Genomic DNA, 23,676 nt, shown 5'->3' on the forward strand with positions numbered 1-23,676 from the left:
TAGCGTGAACCTGGTTCTCCTAATTATTCATATGGAAAGGTAGTGGAAGCATGGAGGAATTTCCTATTATTCATACCAACGTCTGGGATGCAGTGATTGCCGTTCCGTCCATCGTGGTCATTGTCCAGCTGATAAAATGGAAGCTTAACGTCCGAAAAAGCTGGGTCCCTACAATAGCCGGTGCTTTGGGATTGATCATATCCATTTTCATCGCTCATCCTCACAGTTTGGCGTCCGGCCTGTTCATGGGGTTCTTTTACGGAAACGCGGCTGTCGGTTTATTCGCCTCGTATAAGACAGCTTGGCTGGCCTATAAGAAAAAAAGACAAACTCATCTACACTGAGTTTGTCTTCAGGAAGAGGAGTCAGTTCCATGTTTCCTCTACATTCAATTCCTTCAGATATTGGTAACGCGGGTCCATGCGCATCAGCTCGGAAACCGTCACCAGCTGATATCCGCGCTTCTTCAATTCCGGAAGAATTTTCTTCAAAGCCTGGACGGTCTGAGATCTGTCCCCACCGCCGTCATGAAATAGGATGATGTCCCCGTTCTGCACTTTCGTCAGAACGTTTGCGACAATTTTACCCGCCCCCGGCTGCTTCCAGTCATAGGTGTCCTGGTGCCAGGACCAGAGGACGAAGGTATAGCCTTCTTCGTTGACTGCATTAATGATCCGCGTGTCATAATATCCTCCCGGCGGCCGGAATAACGTCGTCGATGTGTTGGTAATTCCTTCGATAACGTCATTCGTCCGGTTCAGATCTTCTTTAATTTCTGTCGTACTCATCCTTGGCATGCTGCCATGACTGTACGTATGGTTGGCAATTTCATGGCCGGCCAAAGCGGTCTGCCGGATGACGTCAGGATTTTCTTCTGCTCTCGACCCCATTACAAAAAATGTCGCTTTTGCATCATATTTGGCAAGCAGATCCAAGATTTCAGGTGTATAGGTTTCGCTTGGGCCGTCATCAAAGGTAATGGCAACACTCTTGGAGGGGTTAGGCACTTCCCAGACAGCAGACCCTTGATTTTCGTAAAAAGAGCGTGGACGTTTCAACTCGGATGCGTGACTGTACGTAGTGCTGATACACACGAATAGTAAGACCAGTACCGCAATCCAGTTACTAATATTTTTCATTTATGATCACCCATTCACCCTTTGGGAAACGTATAGGCTTAATGTGAGCTTTTCGGGCCGCGATTATTCCGGGACGTCCCATACATTTTTCCCGGTTGAAACCGCGACCTGGAATGTTCACAAGGAAGCGGCTTTATCCAACGTTTTTTTCTTCATCGGCGTGTATTTCCGCGTGAAGTAAGCGATGAGCGGGGTGAAGATCATAGTCGGCAGCAGCCATAGCAGGAAATTGCCCTGATCAAGATTCAATAGCCTTGGTGCACCAAAGACCGTAAAAGCGGTGATGGTGGAGATGGAGCAAGAGAGCATGCCGACTAAATGTTCAATAATCCAGCTGCGTTTATGGCGCATCGGACGAAGCCAGTAGGCGAGCTGGCTTCCACCAAGGAATAAGCCGATGATAGGAAAATAACTAATTAACCCATTCCCGATTGCAAATCCATAGGTCATGCAGCAGACGGCTCCGAACAGCAGGGAAAAGGACGCTGCAAGATCAAGGGGATGACGATGGACGGCTTCTTTCTTTTTGAAGCGCAAAACGCGGATCCCGTAATAGGCAGTCGTTGCACTTAACAACGAAATGAAAAGCAGGAACGTGGAAAATGCCATGCGTTCCGGTGATGTATCCGGCTGGAAAAATATTCGGATGATGGCAAGGGAGGCTGCTGAAACGCTGACGATGGTCATGGCGATGACGAACAGCCATCCGAAGCGGTTGTGGACTTTTCCGCCTTTCTTCGTGAACAAAGGGATCCAAAGCAGCAATAACGCACTGAAACCGGCAGCAATATGAAGGAATAAAAAGAATGGAAACATAGGATGACCTTCTTTCTTTTATTATAATATCAGTTTACATACCGACCGTCGGTTTGTAAAGGTATTTTACAAACCATTGGTCGGTTTTGTATGATGGAGGAGAGGTGAAGGTATGAAAGCTCAACAAACGTGGGAAAAGCTGCTTGATGAAACGGAGCGTTTAATAAAAGAAAAAGGCTGTCAAAAGACGACACTGAAGGATATCATGGAACGAACCGGGCTGACGAAGGGCGGCATTTATCATTATGTGGAAAGTAAAAACGAGCTGTTCGCTCAATTGATGAGCAGGGGGCTGAGATCAGCAAACGAGCGCTTTTATGAGGCGGCTGGAGATAAGGAACGTCCGGAACTCGATTCTCCTTTAAGACAGACACTCGACACATTCCACTTCGATGAAGAGGACGTAAGTAAGGAGATATTTCTGTATTTGATCAGTCAACGCCACGATTCCAAGGTAGCGGAGTTGCTGCAGGAGCACCATCAATCCGCCTTTCAGCAGTCGAAACAGTGGATTGAATTCGGCAAGGAACACGGTGTAATCGGTCCACATGTGGATGCGGAAAAAGTTTCAGAGCTGTTCCTTTTGATCGGTTATGGGATGAATATGTATCACGCGGTGTCCAAGGAACCGGTCGCTATGAAGCAGGAGGAGCTTTTTCATTACATGAAACTTCTGCTGGCACCATGATCGTTGCTCCAGGGAGCAGTAATGGCCTCAATAGACAGTGGTCGTATATTAGGGGTTTTCAGCACGATGAGGAAGTTCTGATAAGGTGAGGTTTATAAAAATGAATCCAATTATTTTAGTAACCATTGTGGTGTTTTTTATTATATCTTACAAATTCATCCAAGTACATCGGAACAAAGAAGTCTCCAAGCATAACAAGATCCTGGGGTGGTGGCTTTACAGCCTCAGCATCATCGGTTTAATGGGAGTGAATGTACTACTTTAACAAAGGTCTTCCGACAGCTCAAAGACAACCGTGCACCGTCGATTCTCGGCAGCATGCAAAGAGCGCCTCATCCATGATGGGCGCTTTTGTTATTGTCTTTTTTGTTCATCAGGAAGAGGAGCACGGCCATACCACCAAAGATGAGCACCGATTCTACAATTAACGAAGTTTCTTCCCCTATGCTCAACCAAGGGACAACCAATCGTGGAAGAAAAAGAATGGCCGGGATGGCGATGAAAAGCCACGTTTTCATCCATATCGCCGCACCGATAAAGAATAGAATCGGGACGATCGTTGCTGTAAGAACGGCGGTGTCATTCAAGGTAATGGATGGGGAAGCGACTGAACGATCCAGAAAGATAAGGCCTATGAACATAGCTATCGGAATGATGCCGAGGGCACCGCACACAGAATATTCCATTACTTTTCCCCATGAACGGGAGGCAAGGGCACGGAAGCCGGCAGCGACCATGAATAAGAAAGCCACCGAGACTGCCGGATAACCGATGAGTTCAATCATCGAGTAGGAACGCTTTCCGTCGATCATGTCGCCCAACACATAATAGGCCATCCCTCCGAACACGATGAGAGGGATGTAGCGGGCCATTGCCTTGAAGTCGATTTCCATTTCCCCGGACAATTGCTCCATATAAGCTTTTGGAGACTGACCGATAATATCTTTAACATTCTTCCCCTGCTTCTCTGCTTCGGATAAATGATCGTGCAGTTCCTCAACAATCGCCTCTGTTTCTGTTTCATTTTTTCCGCTTGAAATCAGGTAGATCCTGAGGTTTTCTAGAAACCCACTACTTTCCTTCGACAACTTTTCCATTTTGTTCCTCCTTGATCAGTTGGTTTACACCCATGGAAATCGTGTGCCACCGTTCCGTGAATGCGTCAAGCTCTTGTCTGCCTTCCTCTGTGATGGTGTAATATTTCCGTTTTGGTCCCCCGGAGGGAAGTTTCTTCTGGTGTGTTTCCACTAATCCCTGCTTTTTCATTCGCAGCAACAGCGGGTAAATGCTTCCTTCTTTCACCATAGAGAAACCGTAACGGTCCAGTTTTTCAATCATTTCGTATCCGTATGTTTCTCCTTTATTAATGATGGCGAGGAGGCATCCCTCCAGAATTCCTTTCAATATCTGGCTAGATGACAACCCTTTTCCTCCTTTCACTATATTGTTTAACAAGATAGTGGGGTGTAAGAATACCTTGCTATCTTGCATTACAAGGTAATTGGAATATACCATGATTATCCAACCTGTGCAAGCACACTTTTTCTTTTTGTAAGAATAATATACAGGGAAGAGAGGAGGCGGCGGTGATGGAGGGATGGACAGATGTTTCCTTCCTTGCGACGTTTCTAGGAATTGTCGTTTCCGGAGCAGTAGCCATTTATATTATGCGGAGTCAATTCCGATACGATATTGCTGTCAGGAAAAAAGAGGAAATAGAGAGTTATTGGAAAGTTCATGCTGTGCTGAGCGGTCAGTTGCAAAGAGCGATCGACGGTTTTCAATTTTATGAAGATGCCGAAGTCAAAGATGAAGAAATGCTGCAACAGTCACTCACGCGTGTCCTGGACTCACTCGGTGGATTGGATATGGATGGCGTGGAGTACAACGGCCAAAGGATACACAGATCGATCATTAGAGAAGTTGCGTTCTTAATTGATCTGGATAATTCCCCTTTTATGGAGGTCGTTGACGTGGACCCGGGGATCTATGAGGATTACAAGTATATGTATCTGCGGCAGGTCATGGGAAGATTGACGAGAATTCAGAGGCAGCTTCTTCGCTTTCATGAAGAGCAGCACAACAGATACAAAAAGCTGAAGAAGTGGACGAAACGGTTTGAATAGCTTTAGGAAGAGAAGGACGCCTGATCAGAGGATCAGACGTCCGTTTTGGATCAGCTGTTCATCGAACAAGCCTGCTTCACTTTATCCACCTGTTTGGAATAATAAGCATAATCCAGTTCATTTTCATCTATTTCGATCGCTTTCTGCATATACTCGGTAAATCTCCAGACGTCTTCCTTGACTGCATTTCCGTTGACAAGAGCGACTTTATATAAGGCTTCAAGCACTCCGTTCATGACGGAAATATCGTGACTGCCGTAAATGCGGATCTGGTAAAAGCTTTTGTACAAGTATTCTTCGAAGGGACGCGGCTCCATGATAAGGCGGAGTTCATCGTCTGCGTCAATGAAATACCGGTAAGGCTTAAATTCCCTGCCTAATTCGGAAAGGAGAGATCCAATCCGGTTGATACAGTTGATAGCCGTATGAGGGTCGTTGATACTCGGAGAAATAGCCTTCACCGATATTTCAACCAGCTTCTCAATCGAAAACTCCAAATCCTGACTGTCGACACGTTCGTTGCCGATCAACAGATATTCGGTGCACTTCTGATCATTGTCGACTTCATGCCTGGACCATAATTTAAAGAGAGGCATGCCTTCCTGGATGTAATCCCCGATTTGGAAAGTTGCTTCTATTACGGCACCTTCGTTCTTCGCCCATTTGATCAAAGGGCCGATCTGAATATATTGAATGTACCCTGTCACTTTGGAATTTATAAAGAATGGTTCTCCTGCGCGGATGGAATGCAGTGCATCTTCCGACCATTCCCCGCTTTGCTTATAGGATTTGTCCTGGTATGTTTTCCTGATCAATCCGGATGTCCTGTCCCTGATTTCGCTGATCAGGTTGTTCACCTGCACGAAGCGGGAGGAGTGATGGATAAACAAGATGAAAAAGGCAAGACAGAAGATGGACACGACGACCGTGAAGAAAGGACTTGCCATCAATTTTTTCTTATCTTCGGTCAAAAGTAATAAGTTCAGCAATGCGAAAATGAATCCGAATGAATAGACACCGAGGACGTGCTGGGTGAAGCGATTTTTCATGAAGTCCTGCAGCGTCCGCGGTGAAAATTGTGTCGTGTAGGTGGTGAGTACGACCATGATGGTGGAAAAGCTGATCGTCGTCATCGTTAAAATAGCTGTGATGAGCGCACTGTACAGAGAACTCGCTATATCCTGATTCGTCAAGACGATATTCGGTACGAAGTCTTGAATGATCGGAAGCAGATAAAAGTCCGCAATTGTCATAAGGATAACGGAGATAATGGAAAATATGCCGTAGATCATCGGCAGAAACCAGAAACTGTCCCGTACGTTGACGCGCATCCTGGTGGAATTCGGCGTTTTTTGCATGCAGCATCCCCGCTTTCATTATGTAGTATACAATTTTATGTTTTCCCTTATTTAAGGATGGTTACTCTAAAAGCGTGTGAAATATCTTCAATTTTTTTTCTTGGATTGAACCCTTGGTAAATAAGCAGTTAAAGGATATTAACATTTAATAGGGGATTTTTGAACTAGTTATCTCCGCTTTTTTTGGTTATTCTGTAAACAAGTCGTTTTATAAAAAGAGAGATGGTATAGGGGTCAATGTTCAAAAAAAGGATAAGGTGGAGGTGTCCTTTATTTTTCAAATGAATGAATTGCAAAAACAGACGTATGACAGATTGGTGGAACGTTTAAAGGAAGCTGATTCGATGGAAGAGGTACGTGCTTATTACCGGGAAATCCAGTCGCTTTTGGATGCTGTACACACGCAGGCCACTGTACTGCAGTTGGAAGAGAAGGAAGAGTTCCTCCGTCTCCGAACAAAAATGGTCGAAGCATCGACGAAAGAAGAAGTTCTTTATTACGAGCAAGAGCTCCATGCTTATATATCCAAACGGCTTTCTATCCCATAAAATAGTAAGAAATGCAAAAAATATCCAAAATATTGTTTATTTTCTGAAAAAAGACATGTATACTAGACATATCATGTTCATTATAATGCTATAGCTTGCCTTTCGTTGTGTGGAAGTGTTGATAGAGGCGGTGATCGGCGGATGATTAGTGCATATGGAAATATGTTTCTATTATCTGTCTGTCACCGCTTTTTTTTAAGTCCAGGGGGGGACGATGAATGCACACACTCGTCATAGCAGGTCTGGTAGGAGGGCTTACCGGTGTTATTGCTCATTTGATGAGAAATGGAAAGGTTTTGGTGTACCCAAAGAAGAGGGCTCGGCCGAGAGGAATCTATTTAGGTTTTCTGGCAGACTTCCTGATCGGTGCCGCTGCCGCGGTATTTGCTGTGACTTATCTTATACCTGAACCGGACGTACTCCGAAGTCTGATCGGAGTTTCGATTTTGGCAGGAATGACGGCAGAGAACGTTTTGCTTCGCAGGGAATTGAATACAGAAAGAGCGAAAGTGGAGGGATTGGACCGCATCAATCAGCGTTTGAGGTGATCGATGATGTTCCCAATCCCTTCTTTTTTTAATCGATCAACACGTTGAAATTATCTCCTTCTATATCCGAAGGGGAGCATTTGAAAATGTGAGCATAGATCGTTTTCATTTCTTCGAACAATTCGTGTGATCTAAGGAGTCTGTAATAGTCATCCGGATGATGATGCATACACCGCAGTTTCTCAAGCTTAAGGTCGATCTTGTAAGAATAATAAAGTTCAGAGTCGCGGAGAAATGGTTTTTCGACTGGTTTCTGTTCATCCTTCGTTAAGGGGGACTTGCTGTATATATGTATTTTCTTCGGTGTTTCCCCGTCGTCTTCCAAGTCCTCTGATACCTTGTAGAAAGTTGTGTATTCCGGCTCTTTTCGATTGTCAATGTACCCTGTTCGAAAGCTGAACTCGACGGCACCGAATTGGCCCTTTACGAATGCGCAGGCGAGGTAGGAGCGATTTTTCGCTGCACCTCTGGCAATCGCTTCTTCATTGCTGAAACAGTGACAATAACTATTAACCATGGCCGACACCATCCTTAATCTAACAATTATGTAATAGATTTTGTCTATTATAACACGGAGCGGATGGAATGGAATAAAAAAGAAGCTGATTGAAAGCTTTCTATCAGCTTCTTGAACAAGTACTTTCATAGGGAGCGAGCGGGCTCCGGGGTCTAACCTGTGCCGCAGTTCCCACAGGAGTCTGCTCTATTCCCCTCCATCCTTAATTATAAAAGTCTATTTTTTGTTTTATTTCTTTTATCTACAGGGGTTGGTTCGCACGTTTAATGGACGGAAGTTTTTTATCTCTACCGTCCATAGCTTAGGGTTTACCAACAGCCTGAAGAAGCTCTTTTAGCGTTCCTATCTAGACGTGGCGATTCCTGCCGGGCTTCCGGTAAGCCTCCTTATCCGTTCACAGGGACACCGCCGTTGATGTGGAGCATCTGACCGGTGACGTAACTGGAATCTTCGCTTGCTAAATATACATAACCCGGCGCAAGTTCATACGGCTGTCCCGGGCGTCCCATTGGATTATCCGACCCGAATTCAGCCGTTTGCTTCTTATCAAAGCTGGCAGGAATGAGCGGGGTCCATATCGGACCGGGTGCGATCCCGTTGACGCGGATTCCTTTACCAACAAGGGACTTGGCCAGGGAACGGGTGAAGGTGGTGATGGCTCCTTTTGTTGCGGAATAGTCGATCAGTTGTTCATTTCCTTGATATGCTGTCACGGAAGAAGTGTTGATGATGCTGCTTCCTTTCTTCATGTGAGGAAGGACCGCCTTCGCCATATAAAAGTAAGAAAAGAAGTTGACCCGGAACGTTTTTTCCATCTGTTCGTTGGTTATGGCAGTCAGGTCACCTTGGGGAAACTGCATGGCCGCATTGTTTACAAGGACATCGATGCGTCCGAGCGCCTTCTTCGCCTGTTCCACCGCCGATTCACAGAAATCTGCTCTGCCGACATCCCCGTTGATGCAGACACATTTTCGTCCTTCTGCTTCAATAAGCTGCTTCGTAAACGCGGCATCCTCATGCTCATCCAGATAAAGGATGGCAATATCTGCACCTTCTTTAGCGAAGTACAGACTGACAGACCTCCCGATACCGCTGTCCCCTCCTGTGATCAGGGCTGTTTTTCCTGATAATTTACCGCTCCCTTTGTACTTTTTGTCCACATAAACAGGTAACGGCTTCATCTCACTTTCCAGCCCCGGCTGGCGTTCCTGGTGCTGTTCCGGCTGGATTGCTTTCTTCTGATTCGTCATCGATAATCCTCCTCCATCCATTTTTTATTAGAATATCCAGTGGATTCCCTGATATCCCGAAAGCGTAGAGAATTTCGTGGGAATTCGTCACACTGTTAATTTCCATCGGTATCCATTTGACACTTCGTCCATTGATGTTAAAATTTTCAGAATTTATAATAAGAGAAGAGCATCAGAATCTATCCATAGAGGTGATCGAATGGAAACGACTTTCTCGAAATCAAATCAAGTGACCATCCAGAACTTTATCGACGGCGAGTGGGTAGCAGCGGAAAATGGAAAAGTGGAAGAAGTCCCTAACCCGGCTACAGGAGAAATCATCGCTCAGGTTCCGATTTCTTCCAAGGAGGACGTAGACAAAGCCGTCCAATCAGCACGGAAGGCCTTCCAAAGCTGGAAGAAGGTTCCTGTGCCAAAAAGGGCCCGCATTATGTTCAAATACCAACAGCTCCTTATTGAAAATCGCGAGGAATTGGCGAAGGCTCTGACTCAGGAGAATGGGAAAACGTTGAAAGATGCAACCGGGGAAGTGCAGCGCGGCATCGAATGTGTCGAATTTGCGGCCGGTGCACCGAGCCTGATGATGGGGGATGTGCTGCCGGACATCGCAGAGGGCATTGACTCGGGGATGTACCGCTACCCGGTCGGGGTCGTCGGCGGGATCACACCGTTCAACTTCCCGATGATGGTACCGTTATGGATGTTCCCCCTTGCTCTTGTATGTGGAAATACGTTTGTATTGAAACCGTCGGAGCGGACGCCGATCCTTGCGAAAATGCTCGTCGAGCTCATCCATGAAGCAGGACTTCCGAAAGGGGTGCTCAATATCGTTAATGGTGCGCATGACGTCGTCAACGGTCTGCTTGAGCATGAGGAAGTCGACGCTATTTCCTTCGTCGGGTCCCAGCCTGTTGCTGAGTATGTGTACCGTACAGCCGCCGATCACGGTAAGCGTGTTCAGGCTCTTGCCGGTGCGAAGAACCATTCCATCGTTCTTCCTGACTGTAACCTGGAAAAATCCGTGGAAGGAATCATCAACGCCGCTTTCGGCAGTGCAGGCGAACGCTGTATGGCTTGCTCCGTCGTCGTTGCGGTCGGAGATGTCGCTGATGGTCTCGTCCAAAAACTGAAAGAGGCGGCGGATGCATTGAATGTCGGAAACGGCCTGGAAGAAGAGACGAGCCTTGGTCCGCTCATCAGGGAAACGCATAGGGAGAGGGTGCTCGGCTATATTGAAGCAGGGGAGGCTGACAATGCGAAGCTCGTCCGTGACGGCAGAGTCGAGCTTAGAGAGCATGAATCGGGCTACTTCCTCGGTGCGACTATTTTCGATCACGTCTCGAAGGATATGAAAATATGGAAAGATGAAATTTTCGCTCCTGTCCTCAGCATCGTCCGTGTAGATACATTGGAGCAAGCAATCGAAACGGCCAATCAATCCGAATTCGCCAATGGCGCCGTTATTTATACATCCAGCGGGAAGGCTGTCCAGCAGTTCCGGGAAGACATGGACGCCGGGATGCTTGGGGTCAATGTGAATGTACCTGCCCCGATGGCTTTCTTCCCATTCTCCGGGAACAAGAAATCATTTTATGGAGATCTTCATGCAAACGGTAAGGACGGCTTAAACTTCTACACCAAACGTAAAATGCTGACACAGCGCTGGTTCTAATACAAAAACGGAAATCCGGGAGGGTTTCCGTTTCTCTCTATCTTTATCATCAAACTTCTCGGTCCCCCCTTCTTTCCATATAGTTAAATCCCATCTTTTTACAAAATATACAACTCTACCTGACAAACTTTTTACACTATGTATAATGGAAATTCTTTTCATATCGTGTAAAGTAATTATAAAATACTGAAAATTCAATACTTTTTCCCTTTTTGGCAAGATGGGGTGCCGGTCCGTGTTTGTTCACGATGTTCTATCTAGACAACAACCTTTACATAAGGAGGAATAGTAGTTATGTCTGATAACGTTCAAATCGGCTTGATCCAGGCGTCTCATGACGTTGATGGTTCCGAGCCAGTCGAAGTACACAAGCAGGCAGCGATTGAAAAGCATGAGAAGCTCGTCCGGGAGGCGGCGGGTAAAGGGGCGCAGATCATTTGTCTGCAGGAGATTTTTTACGGTCCTTATTTCTGTTCCGAGCAGAACCCGAAGTGGTACGAGGCCGCTGAGGAAATTCCGAACGGACCGACTACCATCCGCTTTCAGAAAATCGCGAAGGAGCTCGGTGTCGTCATCGTTCTTCCTATCTATGAAAGAGAAGGGATTGCAACCTATTACAACACAGCTGCTGTCATTGACGCAGATGGCTCGTACCTTGGTAAATATCGAAAACAGCACATTCCTCATGTCGGAGTAGGAGACGAGGGATACGGGTTCTGGGAGAAGTATTACTTTAAGCCCGGCAACCTCGGGTACCCGGTATTTGATACCGCTTTTGCAAAAGTCGGCGTGTATATATGCTATGACAGACATTTTCCGGAAGGGGCGAGATTACTCGGCTTGAACGGCGCAGAGGTTGTGTTCAACCCGTCTGCGACTGTTGCAGGTCTTTCCGAATATCTTTGGAAACTCGAACAGCCGGCTCATGCGGTAGCAAACGGCTATTACCTTGCAGCGATTAACCGCGTCGGTTATGAAGGACCATGGAATATGGGGGAATTCTACGGACAATCGTACCTTGTCGATCCGAGGGGGGATTTCGTCGCTAAAGGAAGTCGGGATAAGGATGAGGTGATCATCGGAGAGATGGACAAGAAGTTCATCCGAGAAGTCCGGGACACATGGCAGTTTTACCGGGATCGAAGACCAGAAACCTACGAGAAAATGGGACAGCTGCTCCCATAACAACACGAACACTTGGAAGTCCTGTGTAGAACGAAGGAACATCGGTCGTTTTATACAGGACTTTTTTATATGGACGATTACTAAGAGGAGGGAAAAGCATTGACTCAGTTGAAAAGCAAGGGTATCTCTCTCGATAATCTGCAGGCGAATTTCAAGGAGGTCCATACCGGCCTGAATACACAGGAGGCGATGGAGGAATCGAACCGCTGCTTATACTGCTATGACGCTCCCTGCATCAAAGCGTGCCCGACAAGTATAGATATACCGAAGTTCATTAAGAAGATCGCTTCCGGAAACTTGAAAGGGTCAGCGACGACGATCATGGAAGCGAATCCGGTCGGAGCGACGTGTGCGAGGGTGTGTCCGACAGAAGAGTTATGCGAAGGTGCTTGTGTGCTCAACCATTCGACAGAACCGATCCTTATTGGTGATCTGCAGCGGTTTGCCACAGACTGGGCAATCAAAAATGAGCAGCTGCTGTTCAAGCCGGGGGAGAAGAATGGGAAGAAAGTGGCGGTAATCGGGGGTGGGCCGGCTGGTCTGGCATCAGCTCGTGAGCTTGCACGATTCGGCTATGAAGTGACGATATTCGAGGCAGAGAAAGAAGCGGGAGGACTCGATACATACGGCATCGTCTCTTTCCGTCTGCCCCAGGACGTTTCGCGTTGGGAAGTCGACCAAGTTCGGAAATTGGATGTAGAAATCCGCACGAATACAAAGGTAGGCGTGGATGTGAGCCTGTCGGAGCTGGAAGAGAAGTATGATGCAGTAGTCCTGACCATCGGCATGGGTCATGTACCGATGCTGGGCATCCCTGGAGAAGAGCTGGAGGGGGTCCGGGATGCCATCGAATTTGTGAAAGAAACGAAGACACAGCCGATCACGAAGGAACTGCTCGGTAAGAACGTCATTGTCGTGGGAGCGGGAAATACGGCCATCGATGCCGCCACCTGCGCAGCACGTAAAGGAGCCGCGGATGTAAAGATCGTTTACAGAAGGACAGCGAAAGAAATGACCGCGTACGATTTCGAATATGATTTCGCAAAACAGGATGATGTCTCCTTCCACTGGTTGACACAGCCTGTGGAAGTAATCGGTGATGAAGAGGGCAGGGTTTCCGGGCTGAAGTGTATGAAGATGGCTCTCGGCGAAGCGGAAGCGGATGGAAGAAGGAAGACGGCGCCGGTAGAGGATTCCGAGTTCACGATGGATGTGGATGTCGTCATTAAAGCAATCGGTCAAAATCGCTATACGGAAATGTTGGAGCAATTTGGACTGGATCATGCCAATGGCGTGCTTAAAGTCGATCCGGAAACGCTGCAGACGTCTAAGGAAAACGTCTACGCGGCAGGCGATGTCATTTTCGCTAAAGGACAAGGAGAGGCTATGGTCGTCACAGCTGCTCAGCAGGGGAAAGAGGCGGCTATGGCTATTCATAAGAAACTCGCACCGGCACCAACGTTGATGAGATAAACGAATAAAAGAGGAGGCTTTCATCTATGGCAGATTTACGTTTGGATCTTGCAGGAATCAAATCTCCGAACCCATTCTGGCTGGCATCCGCTCCACCAACGAACTCAGGTTACCAAGTGCAGCGTGCTTTTGAAGCAGGATGGGGCGGTGCGGTATGGAAGACGCTCGGGGAGCCGATCTTGAACGTTTCCTCCCGTTTCGCAGCCGTGAATTTCAATGGGAAGAAAGTTGCTGGATTCAATAATATCGAGCTGATCACAGATCGGCCGCTCGAAGTCAACCTGAAGGAAATTTATGAAACGAAGAAAAAATACCCGGACCACGCGATCATCGCTTCCCTGATGGTCGAACCGACTCAGGAGAAGTGGCATGAAATCGTCAAACGTGTGGAGGATGTCGGTGTCGATGGATTGGAACTCAACTTCGGCTGTCCGCACGGAATGGCCGAACGGGGGATGGGAGCGGCATCGGGGCAGGTCCCGGAGCTTGTGGAGAAGCAGACGATGTGGGCGAAAGAAGTGGCGCAGACGCCGGTCATCGTCAAATTAACTCCTAACATTACCGATATTACCTTCACTGCACAAGCTGCTGTTAACGGGGGAGCTGATGCGGTCAGTATGATCAATACGATCAACAGCCTTGCGGGTGTCGATATCGATACGTGGGACACGATACCGAACGTAGCCGGGAAAGGGGCGCACGGCGGCTATTGCGGTCCTGCTGTTAAGCCGATCGCACTCAATATGGTAGCGGAATGTGCGCGCCATCCGAAAATAAACGTACCGATTTCCGGTATGGGCGGCGTATCCAGCTGGAGAGAGGCTGTTGAGTTTATGCTCATGGGAGCAACCGGTGTCCAAGTTTGTACAGCGGCTATGCACCATGGATTCAGTATCGTCGAAGATATGATTGACGGCTTGAACAACTACCTGGACGAGAAGAACATAGATTCCGTCATGGACCTCGTCGGCAAATCGGTCGGGAAGTATTCGGATTGGGGGAACCTTGATCTCAATCATCAGATTGTCGCAAAGATCAATAATGATGTGTGCATCAATTGCAATAAGTGCCACATCGCCTGTGAAGATACGTCCCACCAGTGTATCGATATGCTGAAGGATGAGGGCGGAAACGATATCCTTCGTGTCAGGGAAGAAGACTGCGTCGGGTGCAACTTGTGTTCGATCGTCTGTCCTGTCGACGGGGCGATCGATATGGTGGAGTATGCCAACGGCAAGCCGCCGATGACTTGGAACGAGCGGCAGACAGCCATCGGTGCCGCAGCAGCGTGTGACGTCGATTTAATCAAATAATATACGGAGGGATAGAATGAAGAAACTCATCAAAAACGGAATGATCGTAACGGCATCCGATTCCTACAAGGCCGATATTCTTGTAGAGAATGGAAAGATCGCTTTGATTGGTAACCAGTTATCCGAAGCGGGGGCAGAAGTCGTGGATGCGGAAGGGAAATACGTTTTTCCGGGCGGCATCGATCCGCACACTCACTTGGAAATGCCGTTCGGCGGCACGGTAAGTAAAGACGATTTTGAAACGGGGACCATTGCGGCGGCTCACGGCGGGACAACGACCGTGATCGATTTCTGTCTGACGAACAAAGGGAAACCGCTTCAGGACTCCATTGATGAGTGGCATGCAAAATCCAAAGATAAGGCGGTCATCGACTACAGTTTCCACTTGATGATCAGCGAAATGAATGAGAGCGTTTTGGAACAGCTTCCGAGCGTGATCGATGAGGAGGGCATCACTTCCTTCAAAGTTTTCATGGCTTACAAGAACGTGTTCCAAGCAGACGATGGAACATTATTCCGGACGCTGGAAGAAGCGAAGCGGCTCGGTGCGCTTGTCATGGTCCATGCGGAAAATGGAGATGTCATCGAACATCTTGTTAATAAGGCACTCGCAGCCGGCCAGACGGAGCCGATTTATCACGCGTTGACAAGGCCGCCGGAAGTGGAAGGGGAAGCGACCGGACGCGCTGCGCAATTGACAGGGCTTGCCGACTCCCAGCTCTATGTCGTCCACGTCTCCTGCGGACAGGCGGTCAAAGAGATAGCGGAAGCAAGGAAAAAAGGCTATCACATCATTGGAGAGACGTGTCCACAATATTTGGTTCTCGATCAATCCTATTTAGAGAAGCCGGATTTTGAAGGGGCGAAATACGTCTGGTCCCCTCCGCTCCGTGAAAAGGAACATCAGGATGTGCTGTGGAATGCTTTGAAAACAGGTGTGCTGCAGACGCTCGGTTCGGATCAATGTTCGTTTGATTTCAAAGGCCAGAAAGATATGGGCAAGGACGATTTTACGAAAATACCGAATGGAGGACCGATTATCGAAGACCGGATGACGATTTTGTTCTCAGAAGGTGTGAAGAAGGGCAGAATCAGTCTGAACCAGTTCGTGGATATCACATCCACCCGGATTGCGAAGACGTTTGGACTTTTCCCACAGAAGGGGACGATCAGCATCGGTGCTGATGCCGACCTCGTCATTTTTGATCCGGATATTGAGCGGAAGATTTCCGTCGATACAAGCCATATGGCTGCCGACTACAATCCTTTCGAGGGGATGGAAGTAACAGGACAACCTGTCAGCGTTTTGTCACGCGGATCGTACGTCATCAAGGACAAGGAGTTCGTCGGTGAAATTGGAAGCGGCAGCTACTTGAAGCGGGCCCGCTTTGGGGAAAGGAAAGAAAATCAGCAGGAACTGTACCAGAATTGATGGTCCGGCCGCCCTCTCCTAAGGGCGGCCGCCTCAAATTTATAAGTAGGAGGAGTCCGACTATGGACAAAAGTAACAACCATTTAAAGTCGCCGGACCTTATGCCGATTCCTCACCGCGAAAGGAAAATCAGTACGCTCGGATTTACATTCATGTGGGTTGGGATGGCAGTTGTGTTAGCCGCCTTTGCCATCGGTGGAGCAGGTGTTCAGTCCATTTCCTTGATTTGGGTCGTCCTCGGTACGCTGATTGGAACCATTCTGATCGGGCTTTTCATTACGCTCACGGCGGATATAGGTATTGAACATGGTATTTCCTTTCCTGTCTATATGAGAGCACCGTTCGGTACGATCGGCACGCACTTTCCCTCCATCGTAAGAGGAGTTGCTGCCTCGATGTGGTTTGGAATCAATACGTATTTCGGGTCGACGGCCATCAATGGAATTTTGAACATCCTCACAGGCTTTGATAACTGGTTCATCTGTTACGTTCTTTTTGCTTTATTTCAATTATTCAATACTGCGTTGGGTATTAAAGCTGTAGAGAAATTTGCTGATTTGGCAGCTCCAATCATTATCCTGATTGGCGTATGGATGTTCTTTAACCTGTCCGGAGAAGCGGCTGCTCAGAACAAAGACATTTGGTCATGGGTGGAAAGCCCGGTTACCGGAGGAGCCGCCTTCACAGCCTTTATGATCGTCGTAGTCGGAAACATGGGGTATTGGTCGACGCTTGCTGCCGATATTTCATCGATTTCCCGCTTCATCAAAGCTCCGAAGCATGAGCGGAACTGGGTGAAAAGGAATAAAGGTGCGCTCGTAGGCAGCCTCGTCGCCCTGCCGCTGACACAGACGTTCATTGTCGTACTCGGAGCGGTTTCCTATATTGCCGTTTCCAATTTCGACCCGGTCGTCGCCCTGCAGGAGTCTGCCAGCGGGCTCGTTCTTGGTATTCTTTTGCTTATGATTGTTCTCGCTCAATGGTCGACGAACGTCTCTGCAAATATTGTACCTGCTGCCACTATTTTCTCTAACGTGGGCGGACCGAAGCTGCCGTTTTGGGCGGGGGTATTTATGGCCGGTCTGATAGGGACTATCATTCAGCCGTGGAGTATTTTTAACCTGCTCATGTCCGTCCTGCTTATTGCTGCCGCAGTTCTTTCCGTCATAGTCGGCATCATTTTTGCAGACTACTATCTCCTGCGTAAACGGCGGATGAATGTTTACGATCTGTATGAACATAAAGGCCAGTACCGTTATGACGGGGGTGTGAATTGGGCCGGAATTATTTCCTGGGTAATAGGAAGTGTGCTTGCCTATTCCTTCAGTACGTATTCCTTCTTCGTCGGATTCGCTGCGGGTGCCGCCATTTATTATGTCCTTGCAAAATACTGGTACTTCAACAAACACCGGCAGGCAGAAATCGACAACCCTAGTGATGAGGACTACCTGGGTATTACAGTAGGCCGGGATTGGGAAATAGGGGAGCGCTTTGTCGAGGAACGGTTGGGTAAGAAAACCGGAACGGATGAATTTAAACCGAAAGCAGAAGCTTAAAAGGAGGAGATGGACATGTCCAGTTATCAGGAATTTGAAGCGGAACGGGAGAAAATCGATTTTTTACTGGAGCAGGGATATATCATCAAAGGGGTGACGGAGAATCTCGATGGTGCCTTCCTTGAGTTCGATTATCAGGGGAACGATTCCACGAGATCGAAAACGGAGAGGCTGCATATTCTCCATCCGGATTCCCGAAAATACTTTTCCACGATTCTTGTTCAGCAGCAGAAGAAGGCCGGGATTTTATAAGGCTGCAGCTGCGTGAGAAAAGTTCCTTGTTAGTAGACGAAGGGTAGATCGAGTGCTTTATGATAAAGAACGATTCTGCCTGTACCCCACGTTAAGGCAATTTAACGTTTCTGGACAACCTGAACAGCCGGCGTTAGCGCCGGCTGTTTTCTGTTTAAAACCATTCTTTCCATAATTTCCGCCATTTCTTCTCAGAGCGTGCTTGGAGAGCTTGGATATGTTGTTCATTATGCACAAGCAGTTGATAAGCGGCCAATACAGGGAGCGTCCGGAAGAGAGCTGCTGCACCAATTCCGATCAAAAGCACGAAAACCGGGTAGTATGCTGTTAAATACCCTTGTGTAATCCCGTTCTCCTCTAATGCAAAGGATAGAACCCCGATGATGATAAAAGTGATGCCGACGCCGATCCATATAGAAAACCGCTTTTTTATCTGCTCGTATTGTTCCGTCAACTGACTGAGGTAAGTATGGTCGAACGTGAGCGGCTTTGTGGTTAGAACGTCGTACTTCTTCGATTCTTTGGACACGGCATAAATAAAGGTAAGCAGACCTGCACTCCCGAGCAGCACGATGAGAAATGCGTACACCGCCGGACGGGTGAAAAGTAAATAAGGGACAAAGGCAGAGGCTATCAGAACTGCACTCCAAGAAAACGGCTTTGCCATTTTCGTCATTTGATCAACGTATCCTTCCGCCATTTCATCACTGACGTAATAGGTTTCTGCTTCCGGTGCACTTGTTCCGTAGGACTGCTTTAATAGGTAGTCGATGGAAACTCCGAAATAGGTGGCGATCGTAAGAAGTTTTTCTGTATCAGGGTAACCTTGATCATTTTCCCATTTACTCACTGCCTGCCTTGTCGTATCCAATTCCTCTGCTAATGCCTCCTGCGACAATCCATCTTCTTTTCTTAACTTTCGGACCTTCTCACCAAACGTCATCTGTAAACCCCTCTCGTTTCTTATACTCTTATTGTATAGAAGGAAGGGAAGAGTTTCTATAAAATTCCAAAGGCATCTTGTCAACGGACGGTTGCGTTTATGTCATGATTGGGTGACATCGCGCTTCACCTGTGTAAATAGTCCGGCATGCAAGAAATGTATAGGAGGATTTTTCTGTTTTGTAAGATTTTCTCACAATTAATTAGATTTTTCTGATAGTTTGTAGTACTTTGGAAGAGGGGTATTTCTATGAAGTATCGCATTTCAATGAAGGATGTCTTGAACAGAAAGCACTTCGATTCTGCGAAGGTCATTGCAGGACATAATGGAATGAACCGCCTTGTCAAGTGGGTCCATGTATTCGAAGTGATCGATGTACGCAGTAATTTGAAAGGCGGAGAGCTTGTATTATCCACCGGCTTCGGCTGGAAGGATGACGACGGGTTGTTTGTTCACCTTCTTCATCAGCTGATCGACCGGAAAGTCGCAGGCATCTGTATCGAGTTAGGCAGCTTCGTTCACGCCATTTCTGATGAAGCCCTGTCGATTGCAGAGGAAAATGATTTCCCGATCATCGTTTTCGAAGAGGAGGTCTCGTTCGTCGAGATTACTCAGGATATCCACGCCAATTTAATCAATCATCAATACGAACTCATATCGAATCTTGAAGATTACGCGCAGCGACTGAATAAGCGCGTGCTTGCTATTGACAATTATTTTGAAATTCTTAAATATCTCCAGCAGTATGTCAACTGCGAGCTGGTTTATATTGCGAAAGATCATAAAGTCGTAACCATTCCCGGACTTCGGGAAGTGGATCGGGAGAAGGTTATTTCTGATCTGAACCGCCGGTCGAAGGAACAGTCGAAGCACGTGATCAAACAGCCGGTTCACGTTTTCGACCGCGAGTTCGCTTCGATCTATTTAGTGTGCAACCGGAGAGAGTTCGGTGAATTTGAATCCCTTCTCCTTGACCGGACAGCAACGGCGCTTGCTCAATATCTGCTCCGGGAGCTCTACACCGAGGAGAAGCGGAAAGCCAAGGAGACGGAATGGCTCGTCGAATGGCTGCAAGGGGTGCACACCATGGAGGAAATCAGAGATCATCTTACCCATTATAAAATCCGTTCGGAAATCTCCGGCGCTATCGTTTTGACCGTGAAGCTGCATATGAGTGAATCACAGGCCAACAATCCGGATATTACGTATTTAAATATGCTGCTTCATAACATTTTCGATCAGAACGGTTACTTCGTATTTCCTGTCGAGAAACGCCATTTGCTGACCTTTATTCTTCTCGATAAGAAGGACGGAGAAGAGTGGAAGCCGCGTTTGAAGAAGGGAATCGACCGGCTGCGCAAGATCAGCATGCTTCATGATTCGAGCATCGAATCCTTCCAAATTGCAGGTGGGAAATATGTGAAGCGTCTGGATCAATTATGGGAGAGCTACGAGACGGCCCAGGAGACACTCGGAATTCAGGATAAGCTTCCATGCGGGAACGAAAAGTATTTTTATGATGATATGCACATGTACCGGCTGATCTCCCTCGTACATAAACACAGCAGTCTCGACAGTCTCGTCCATGAATACCTGGAGCCGATCATTGACTATGATGAAAAGCATCATACGAATCTATTGGAAACGCTGCGGGTCTACTTAGCATGCAACGGCTCCAAGAAGGAAACGGCCAGCCGGGTGTTTGTCGTCCGTCAGACGCTTTACCATCGACTGGAAAAGCTGGAAATGCTTCTTGGCGCTGATTTTATGGAGTCTGAGAAAAGGCAGGTCATCGAATTTGCCCTCCTCGCTCATGAATATCAGGAAACGATCCATTGAAAACACGTGTGTACCTGACTTGTTGAAGAGGGATAATAGGAGAAGGTGGTGTTTCCCGGATAATGGGGCGCTCTCTAGGGCACGGCAGGCGAGCCTTCTTCCTGCTTTCTCCTTTAGGTCGGAGTCTGCCCACTTCCCTGCTCCCTGTACTCAAAGGCTGTTCTTACATCCTTATATTTGTTGTTTTAAGTCTCTTAACCGGCTGAACAGAACGTATCCACTGGGATGCGTTTTTTTTATAGTCAAAATGTTTAAATGGAACGTTGAGTGTTTGACACAATGTCTAATGCGCCTGCCTTTGTCATATCAGATAATGGAAGTAACCAAATAAAGGAGGCGGCAAGATGGCAAAAGCGGATGTTAAAAGTGAACTGCACGCGCAGGATGAGAAGTATGTATGGCACGGCATGAAGCCGTACAATCCTAAGGAAACGATGATTGTAAAAGAGGGGAAAGGCGCCTGGATCACGGATGTCGACGGCAACCGTTATCTGGATGCGATGTCCGGCCTTTGGTGTGTGAATATCGGCTACGGACGGGAGGAGCTTGCCCGGGCGGCTTATGATCAAATCAAACAGCTGTCCTATATGCCGATGAGCCAGAGTCATGAATCCGCCATCAAGCTGGGGGAAAAGCTTAATCAAATGCTCGGAGATGAGTACGTTATCTTCTTCTCCAACAGCGGCTCGGAGGCGAATGAAGCGGCTTTCAAGATTGCCCGGCAGTATCATCAGCAAAAAGGGGATACCTATCGTTCTAAATTCATTTCCCGCTACAGGGCTTACCACGGCAATTCCGCCGCTGCCCTTTCTGCAACAGGTCAGGCCCAAAGAAAGTTTAAGTACGAACCGCTCGCCCCGGGATTCCTCCATGTCGCTCCGCCGGATACGTACCGGAATAACCACGACGAATCAGACCGATGGGGAGCGAAGGAAATCGATCAAGTGATGACATGGGAAATGAGCGAATCCATCGCCGGCGTCATCATGGAACCGATCATCACCGGAGGTGGAATCATTACACCGCCGGAATCATATTTAAAAGAAGTGAAAGCGGTATGCGAGAAGCACGGGGCGCTTCTGATCGTCGATGAAGTTATCTGCGGTTTCGGACGCACGGGCGAACCGTTCGGCTTCATGAATTATGGTGTGAAACCGGATATCGTTACGATGGCGAAAGGAATTACGAGTGCCTATCAGCCTTTGTCTGCCACAGCTGTCCGGCGGGATATCTATGAGGCGTTCTCGGGGGAGGATGCGTATGATTTCTTCCGTCATATCAATACGTTCGGTGGTCATCCTGCCGCCTGCGCCGTCGCGCTGAAAAACATTGAAATTATGGAACAGGAGAATCTTTTCGATCGTTCGAAACAGTTGGGGTCCCTTTTAAGAAATGAATTATCCGACCGTCTCCAGTCCCACCCGCATGTCGGAGATGTGAGAGGGAAGGGGCTTCTTGTAGGGATCGAGCTTGTCCGGGATAAGGCATCGAAGGATCCGCTCGACATAAGCAAGGTGAATAAAGTCATCGGTTACTGCAAGGAGAAGGGGATCATCATTGGCAAGAACGGGATGACCGTTGCCGGGTTCAATAATGTTCTGACGCTTGCTCCACCGCTTGTCATCGAAGAAGAAGACTTGAATTTCCTGATTGAAACGCTTGTAGATGGCATTCAACAGATATAAGAAGAGCGTCCTGCTGATGGAAGCAGGACGCTTTTTGTCGTTGTCGTACTTGAAAGGATTGGCTGTGAATACGTATAAGTATATGTCTTAATAAAGAAATGAGGATGATGATGGACTTCATGACAGGGTTCACACCGTATGCAGGCCTTGCGCTCGTCCTTTATGCCATCCGGCAGACGGACAGGGTACCGAACCGGTTCATTCCGATTCTTGCTATCGTGCTCGGGGTTGCATTTTCTTTCTGGCAGAACGGCATTACTCCGCAGTCCACAGTGACAGGACTGCATTACGCCCTGCTCGGTATCGGGACGGTGGCAGGGATCAAGTATTTTTTGGAGAAAAAAGAAACCCAGGCTTAGCGGGTCCGTGGAAAGTCTCAGGACTTTCATTTTTTTCATCCAGTACCTTGCAATGTTCACTACTGAGTGATATTCTTATACCAACAAATGGAAAGTTGGTGTCAGACTGAATATACAATTCAAGAAAGGGGCGCTTGAGCTGTGTGTGTTGATCTTGATTGCAGAGAAAGATCAGTACGGCTACGAGCTCGCTCAAAATATATCCGAACATATGGAGATCGGGGAGGGCTCGTTGTATCCCCTGCTCCGGAGGTTGACGAAAGAGGCGTACTTGGACACGTATATGGCTCCGTCGAGGGAGGGGCCGGCGAGGAAATACTACCAGTTGACCGAAGAAGGAACACAGAGGATGGAAACGCTCATGGAGGAATGGACGCGTTTAGCGGAAGCCGTCAATGGGTTGATGGATAAAAGGAGGATGAAGGAATGAAGAAGGCCGTATTCATGGATCGATTGGCACGGGAGCTGCGCGGTCTCCCGGAAGAGGAACGAAAGGAAATCTTATTTGATTACGAGGAACACATCCGCGTCGGGATGAAGGAAGGCAGGGAAGAGGAGGAGGTAATCCGTGAACTGGGGCACCCGAAGCAGGTAGCGAAGGAATATATCGCGAGTACATTGATAGAGAAGGCGGAGAAGCATCGCACCTTTCCGAATATCTTCCGTGCCATTCTGGCTAGTCTCAGTTTGAGCCTTTTTAACCTTGTCATCGTACTCGGTCCGGCACTAGGCATTCTCGGGATTTATGTCGGCTTGGTCGCTACGGCAGCAGCACTGGCATTGACGCCGTTTGCCTTCCTGTTCATGCTCATCACCCGGACGTATTCTAATATCTTTGCCGACTTTTTCATGGCGATGACGATGGGCAGCGGCGGCATCATGCTGATGATCGGTTTGTGGCATTTAGGTAAATGGCTGTATAAAGGAAGTTTGACGTATCTGAAATACAATAGGCATCTCATTAAAGGAGAATGAGC

General features: G+C 47.7%; 25 protein-coding genes. 17 read left to right on the top strand and 8 right to left on the bottom strand.

Annotated elements, in window-relative coordinates; translation table 11 throughout:
• The first annotated feature begins 50 nt into the window (after positions 1-50).
• Positions 51-344 carry a hypothetical protein gene (locus AXG56_RS01655; protein ID WP_062512931.1) on the top strand — a complete coding sequence of 98 codons (294 nt, stop codon included), beginning with the start codon at positions 51-53 and terminating at the stop codon, positions 342-344.
• A 21-nt stretch (positions 345-365) separates the two neighbouring features.
• Here the strand turns inward: AXG56_RS01655 and AXG56_RS01660 are convergent, their stop codons facing one another.
• Together AXG56_RS01660 and AXG56_RS01665 are read right to left on the bottom strand one after the other, a co-directional pair.
• Positions 366-1,139 carry a polysaccharide deacetylase family protein gene (locus AXG56_RS01660; protein WP_062512933.1) on the bottom strand — a complete coding sequence of 258 codons (774 nt, stop codon included), beginning with the start codon at positions 1,137-1,139 and terminating at the stop codon, positions 366-368.
• Positions 1,140-1,256: 117 nt separating this feature from the next.
• Positions 1,257-1,955, bottom strand: coding sequence for a hypothetical protein (locus AXG56_RS01665; RefSeq protein ID WP_062512935.1), 699 nt, complete (start codon positions 1,953-1,955; stop codon positions 1,257-1,259).
• Positions 1,956-2,067: 112 nt separating this feature from the next.
• Between AXG56_RS01665 and AXG56_RS01670 the strand changes: the two genes are divergently transcribed.
• Complete coding sequence (locus tag AXG56_RS01670) at positions 2,068-2,643, top strand: TetR/AcrR family transcriptional regulator (protein ID WP_062512937.1); 576 nt, start codon at positions 2,068-2,070, stop codon at positions 2,641-2,643.
• 332 nt (positions 2,644-2,975) lie between these two features.
• Here AXG56_RS01670 and AXG56_RS01680 read toward each other — a convergent pair whose 3' ends face one another.
• Together AXG56_RS01680 and AXG56_RS01685 are read right to left on the bottom strand one after the other, a co-directional pair.
• Positions 2,976-3,740 carry a hypothetical protein gene (locus AXG56_RS01680; RefSeq protein WP_062512941.1) on the bottom strand — a complete coding sequence of 255 codons (765 nt, stop codon included), beginning with the start codon at positions 3,738-3,740 and terminating at the stop codon, positions 2,976-2,978.
• On the bottom strand, positions 3,715-4,065 hold the full coding sequence (locus AXG56_RS01685; protein ID WP_062512942.1) for a PadR family transcriptional regulator: 351 nt from the start codon (positions 4,063-4,065) through the stop codon (positions 3,715-3,717). Before AXG56_RS01685 ends, AXG56_RS01680 begins: the two co-directional genes overlap by 26 nt.
• Before the next feature lie 167 nt (positions 4,066-4,232).
• Here AXG56_RS01685 and AXG56_RS01690 point away from each other — a divergent pair, with 167 nt between their 5' ends.
• On the top strand, positions 4,233-4,769 hold the full coding sequence (locus AXG56_RS01690) for a hypothetical protein (protein WP_008638103.1): 537 nt from the start codon (positions 4,233-4,235) through the stop codon (positions 4,767-4,769).
• A 50-nt stretch (positions 4,770-4,819) separates the two neighbouring features.
• Here the strand turns inward: AXG56_RS01690 and AXG56_RS01695 are convergent, their stop codons facing one another.
• Positions 4,820-6,127, bottom strand: coding sequence for a DUF2254 domain-containing protein (locus AXG56_RS01695; protein ID WP_062512944.1), 1,308 nt, complete (start codon positions 6,125-6,127; stop codon positions 4,820-4,822).
• Positions 6,128-6,408: 281 nt separating this feature from the next.
• On the opposite strand from AXG56_RS01695, the gene AXG56_RS01700 reads away from it, so the two are divergent.
• A complete protein-coding gene (locus AXG56_RS01700; protein ID WP_153017398.1) occupies positions 6,409-6,675 on the top strand; it encodes a hypothetical protein in 267 nt (88 codons plus the stop codon).
• A gap of 218 nt (positions 6,676-6,893) precedes the next feature.
• On the top strand, positions 6,894-7,223 hold the full coding sequence (locus tag AXG56_RS01705) for a DUF4257 domain-containing protein (RefSeq protein WP_008638100.1): 330 nt from the start codon (positions 6,894-6,896) through the stop codon (positions 7,221-7,223).
• Between the two features lie 28 nt (positions 7,224-7,251).
• On the opposite strand, the gene AXG56_RS01710 is transcribed toward AXG56_RS01705, so the two are convergent.
• Entirely contained in the window at positions 7,252-7,740 is a 489-nt protein-coding gene (locus AXG56_RS01710; RefSeq protein WP_062512948.1) for a DUF1187 family protein, read from the bottom strand.
• Between the two features lie 386 nt (positions 7,741-8,126).
• A complete protein-coding gene (locus AXG56_RS01715; protein WP_008638095.1) occupies positions 8,127-8,990 on the bottom strand; it encodes an SDR family oxidoreductase in 864 nt (287 codons plus the stop codon).
• Positions 8,991-9,189: 199 nt separating this feature from the next.
• On the opposite strand from AXG56_RS01715, the gene AXG56_RS01720 reads away from it, so the two are divergent.
• From AXG56_RS01720 to AXG56_RS01750, 7 genes are all read left to right on the top strand, one after another.
• Positions 9,190-10,662: a CoA-acylating methylmalonate-semialdehyde dehydrogenase gene (locus AXG56_RS01720; protein WP_008638093.1), complete on the top strand. Its 1,473-nt coding sequence runs from the start codon at positions 9,190-9,192 to the stop codon at positions 10,660-10,662.
• Between the two features lie 294 nt (positions 10,663-10,956).
• Positions 10,957-11,847, top strand: a complete 891-nt coding sequence (locus AXG56_RS01725; RefSeq protein WP_062512950.1) for a nitrilase-related carbon-nitrogen hydrolase — start codon at positions 10,957-10,959, stop codon at positions 11,845-11,847.
• A 99-nt stretch (positions 11,848-11,946) separates the two neighbouring features.
• Positions 11,947-13,320: an NAD(P)-dependent oxidoreductase gene (locus tag AXG56_RS01730; protein WP_026578387.1), complete on the top strand. Its 1,374-nt coding sequence runs from the start codon at positions 11,947-11,949 to the stop codon at positions 13,318-13,320.
• Between the two features lie 26 nt (positions 13,321-13,346).
• The gene (gene preA, locus AXG56_RS01735; protein WP_008636560.1) at positions 13,347-14,633 is read left to right on the top strand and encodes an NAD-dependent dihydropyrimidine dehydrogenase subunit PreA; all 1,287 of its coding nucleotides are present in this window, start codon (positions 13,347-13,349) and stop codon (positions 14,631-14,633) included.
• 16 nt (positions 14,634-14,649) lie between these two features.
• A complete protein-coding gene (gene hydA / locus AXG56_RS01740) occupies positions 14,650-16,065 on the top strand; it encodes a dihydropyrimidinase (RefSeq protein ID WP_008636559.1) in 1,416 nt (471 codons plus the stop codon).
• Positions 16,066-16,127: 62 nt separating this feature from the next.
• Positions 16,128-17,621, top strand: coding sequence for an NCS1 family transporter (locus AXG56_RS01745; protein ID WP_008636558.1), 1,494 nt, complete (start codon positions 16,128-16,130; stop codon positions 17,619-17,621).
• 15 nt (positions 17,622-17,636) lie between these two features.
• Positions 17,637-17,873, top strand: coding sequence for a hypothetical protein (locus tag AXG56_RS01750; RefSeq protein ID WP_026578388.1), 237 nt, complete (start codon positions 17,637-17,639; stop codon positions 17,871-17,873).
• Between the two features lie 154 nt (positions 17,874-18,027).
• Here the strand turns inward: AXG56_RS01750 and AXG56_RS01755 are convergent, their stop codons facing one another.
• Positions 18,028-18,816, bottom strand: coding sequence for a helix-turn-helix domain-containing protein (locus AXG56_RS01755; RefSeq protein ID WP_008636556.1), 789 nt, complete (start codon positions 18,814-18,816; stop codon positions 18,028-18,030).
• 249 nt (positions 18,817-19,065) lie between these two features.
• On the opposite strand from AXG56_RS01755, the gene AXG56_RS01760 reads away from it, so the two are divergent.
• The 5 genes from AXG56_RS01760 to AXG56_RS01780 all read left to right on the top strand — a co-directional run bounded on the left by AXG56_RS01760 (position 19,066) and on the right by AXG56_RS01780 (position 23,674).
• Entirely contained in the window at positions 19,066-20,655 is a 1,590-nt protein-coding gene (locus AXG56_RS01760; protein ID WP_062512952.1) for a PucR family transcriptional regulator, read from the top strand.
• Between the two features lie 344 nt (positions 20,656-20,999).
• Positions 21,000-22,340 carry an aspartate aminotransferase family protein gene (locus AXG56_RS01765; protein ID WP_062512954.1) on the top strand — a complete coding sequence of 447 codons (1,341 nt, stop codon included), beginning with the start codon at positions 21,000-21,002 and terminating at the stop codon, positions 22,338-22,340.
• Between the two features lie 110 nt (positions 22,341-22,450).
• A complete protein-coding gene (locus AXG56_RS01770; protein ID WP_035388452.1) occupies positions 22,451-22,699 on the top strand; it encodes a phage holin family protein in 249 nt (82 codons plus the stop codon).
• A 106-nt stretch (positions 22,700-22,805) separates the two neighbouring features.
• Positions 22,806-23,129, top strand: coding sequence for a PadR family transcriptional regulator (locus tag AXG56_RS01775; RefSeq protein ID WP_026578393.1), 324 nt, complete (start codon positions 22,806-22,808; stop codon positions 23,127-23,129).
• The gene (locus tag AXG56_RS01780) at positions 23,126-23,674 is read left to right on the top strand and encodes an HAAS domain-containing protein (protein ID WP_008636551.1); all 549 of its coding nucleotides are present in this window, start codon (positions 23,126-23,128) and stop codon (positions 23,672-23,674) included. The genes AXG56_RS01775 and AXG56_RS01780 overlap by 4 nt, the downstream gene beginning before the upstream one ends.
• The last annotated feature ends 2 nt before the right edge of the window (positions 23,675-23,676 follow it).

The sequence above is a fragment of the Halobacillus sp. KGW1 genome, from assembly GCF_001592845.1.
Classification (GTDB): domain Bacteria; phylum Bacillota; class Bacilli; order Bacillales; family Halobacillaceae; genus Halobacillus.

What these genes read in the sequence shown, in the direction of transcription:
- AXG56_RS01720 (WP_008638093.1), top strand. Translation starts at nt 9,190, where the DNA reads ATGGAAACGACTTTCTCGAAATCAAATCAAGTGACCATCCAGAACTTT.
- hydA (WP_008636559.1), top strand. Translation starts at nt 14,650, where the DNA reads ATGAAGAAACTCATCAAAAACGGAATGATCGTAACGGCATCCGATTCC.
- AXG56_RS01725 (WP_062512950.1), top strand. Translation starts at nt 10,957, where the DNA reads ATGTCTGATAACGTTCAAATCGGCTTGATCCAGGCGTCTCATGACGTT.
- AXG56_RS01670 (WP_062512937.1), top strand. Translation starts at nt 2,068, where the DNA reads ATGAAAGCTCAACAAACGTGGGAAAAGCTGCTTGATGAAACGGAGCGT.
- AXG56_RS01715 (WP_008638095.1), bottom strand. Translation starts at nt 8,990, where the DNA reads ATGACGAATCAGAAGAAAGCAATCCAGCCGGAACAGCACCAGGAACGC.
- preA (WP_008636560.1), top strand. Translation starts at nt 13,347, where the DNA reads ATGGCAGATTTACGTTTGGATCTTGCAGGAATCAAATCTCCGAACCCA.
- AXG56_RS01695 (WP_062512944.1), bottom strand. Translation starts at nt 6,127, where the DNA reads ATGCAAAAAACGCCGAATTCCACCAGGATGCGCGTCAACGTACGGGAC.
- AXG56_RS01710 (WP_062512948.1), bottom strand. Translation starts at nt 7,740, where the DNA reads ATGGTTAATAGTTATTGTCACTGTTTCAGCAATGAAGAAGCGATTGCC.
- AXG56_RS01760 (WP_062512952.1), top strand. Translation starts at nt 19,066, where the DNA reads ATGAAGTATCGCATTTCAATGAAGGATGTCTTGAACAGAAAGCACTTC.
- AXG56_RS01755 (WP_008636556.1), bottom strand. Translation starts at nt 18,816, where the DNA reads ATGACGTTTGGTGAGAAGGTCCGAAAGTTAAGAAAAGAAGATGGATTG.
- AXG56_RS01745 (WP_008636558.1), top strand. Translation starts at nt 16,128, where the DNA reads ATGGACAAAAGTAACAACCATTTAAAGTCGCCGGACCTTATGCCGATT.
- AXG56_RS01780 (WP_008636551.1), top strand. Translation starts at nt 23,126, where the DNA reads ATGAAGAAGGCCGTATTCATGGATCGATTGGCACGGGAGCTGCGCGGT.
- AXG56_RS01750 (WP_026578388.1), top strand. Translation starts at nt 17,637, where the DNA reads ATGTCCAGTTATCAGGAATTTGAAGCGGAACGGGAGAAAATCGATTTT.
- AXG56_RS01700 (WP_153017398.1), top strand. Translation starts at nt 6,409, where the DNA reads ATGAATGAATTGCAAAAACAGACGTATGACAGATTGGTGGAACGTTTA.
- AXG56_RS01680 (WP_062512941.1), bottom strand. Translation starts at nt 3,740, where the DNA reads ATGGAAAAGTTGTCGAAGGAAAGTAGTGGGTTTCTAGAAAACCTCAGG.
- AXG56_RS01660 (WP_062512933.1), bottom strand. Translation starts at nt 1,139, where the DNA reads ATGAAAAATATTAGTAACTGGATTGCGGTACTGGTCTTACTATTCGTG.
- AXG56_RS01655 (WP_062512931.1), top strand. Translation starts at nt 51, where the DNA reads ATGGAGGAATTTCCTATTATTCATACCAACGTCTGGGATGCAGTGATT.
- AXG56_RS01705 (WP_008638100.1), top strand. Translation starts at nt 6,894, where the DNA reads ATGCACACACTCGTCATAGCAGGTCTGGTAGGAGGGCTTACCGGTGTT.
- AXG56_RS01665 (WP_062512935.1), bottom strand. Translation starts at nt 1,955, where the DNA reads ATGTTTCCATTCTTTTTATTCCTTCATATTGCTGCCGGTTTCAGTGCG.
- AXG56_RS01690 (WP_008638103.1), top strand. Translation starts at nt 4,233, where the DNA reads ATGGAGGGATGGACAGATGTTTCCTTCCTTGCGACGTTTCTAGGAATT.
- AXG56_RS01770 (WP_035388452.1), top strand. Translation starts at nt 22,451, where the DNA reads ATGGACTTCATGACAGGGTTCACACCGTATGCAGGCCTTGCGCTCGTC.
- AXG56_RS01765 (WP_062512954.1), top strand. Translation starts at nt 21,000, where the DNA reads ATGGCAAAAGCGGATGTTAAAAGTGAACTGCACGCGCAGGATGAGAAG.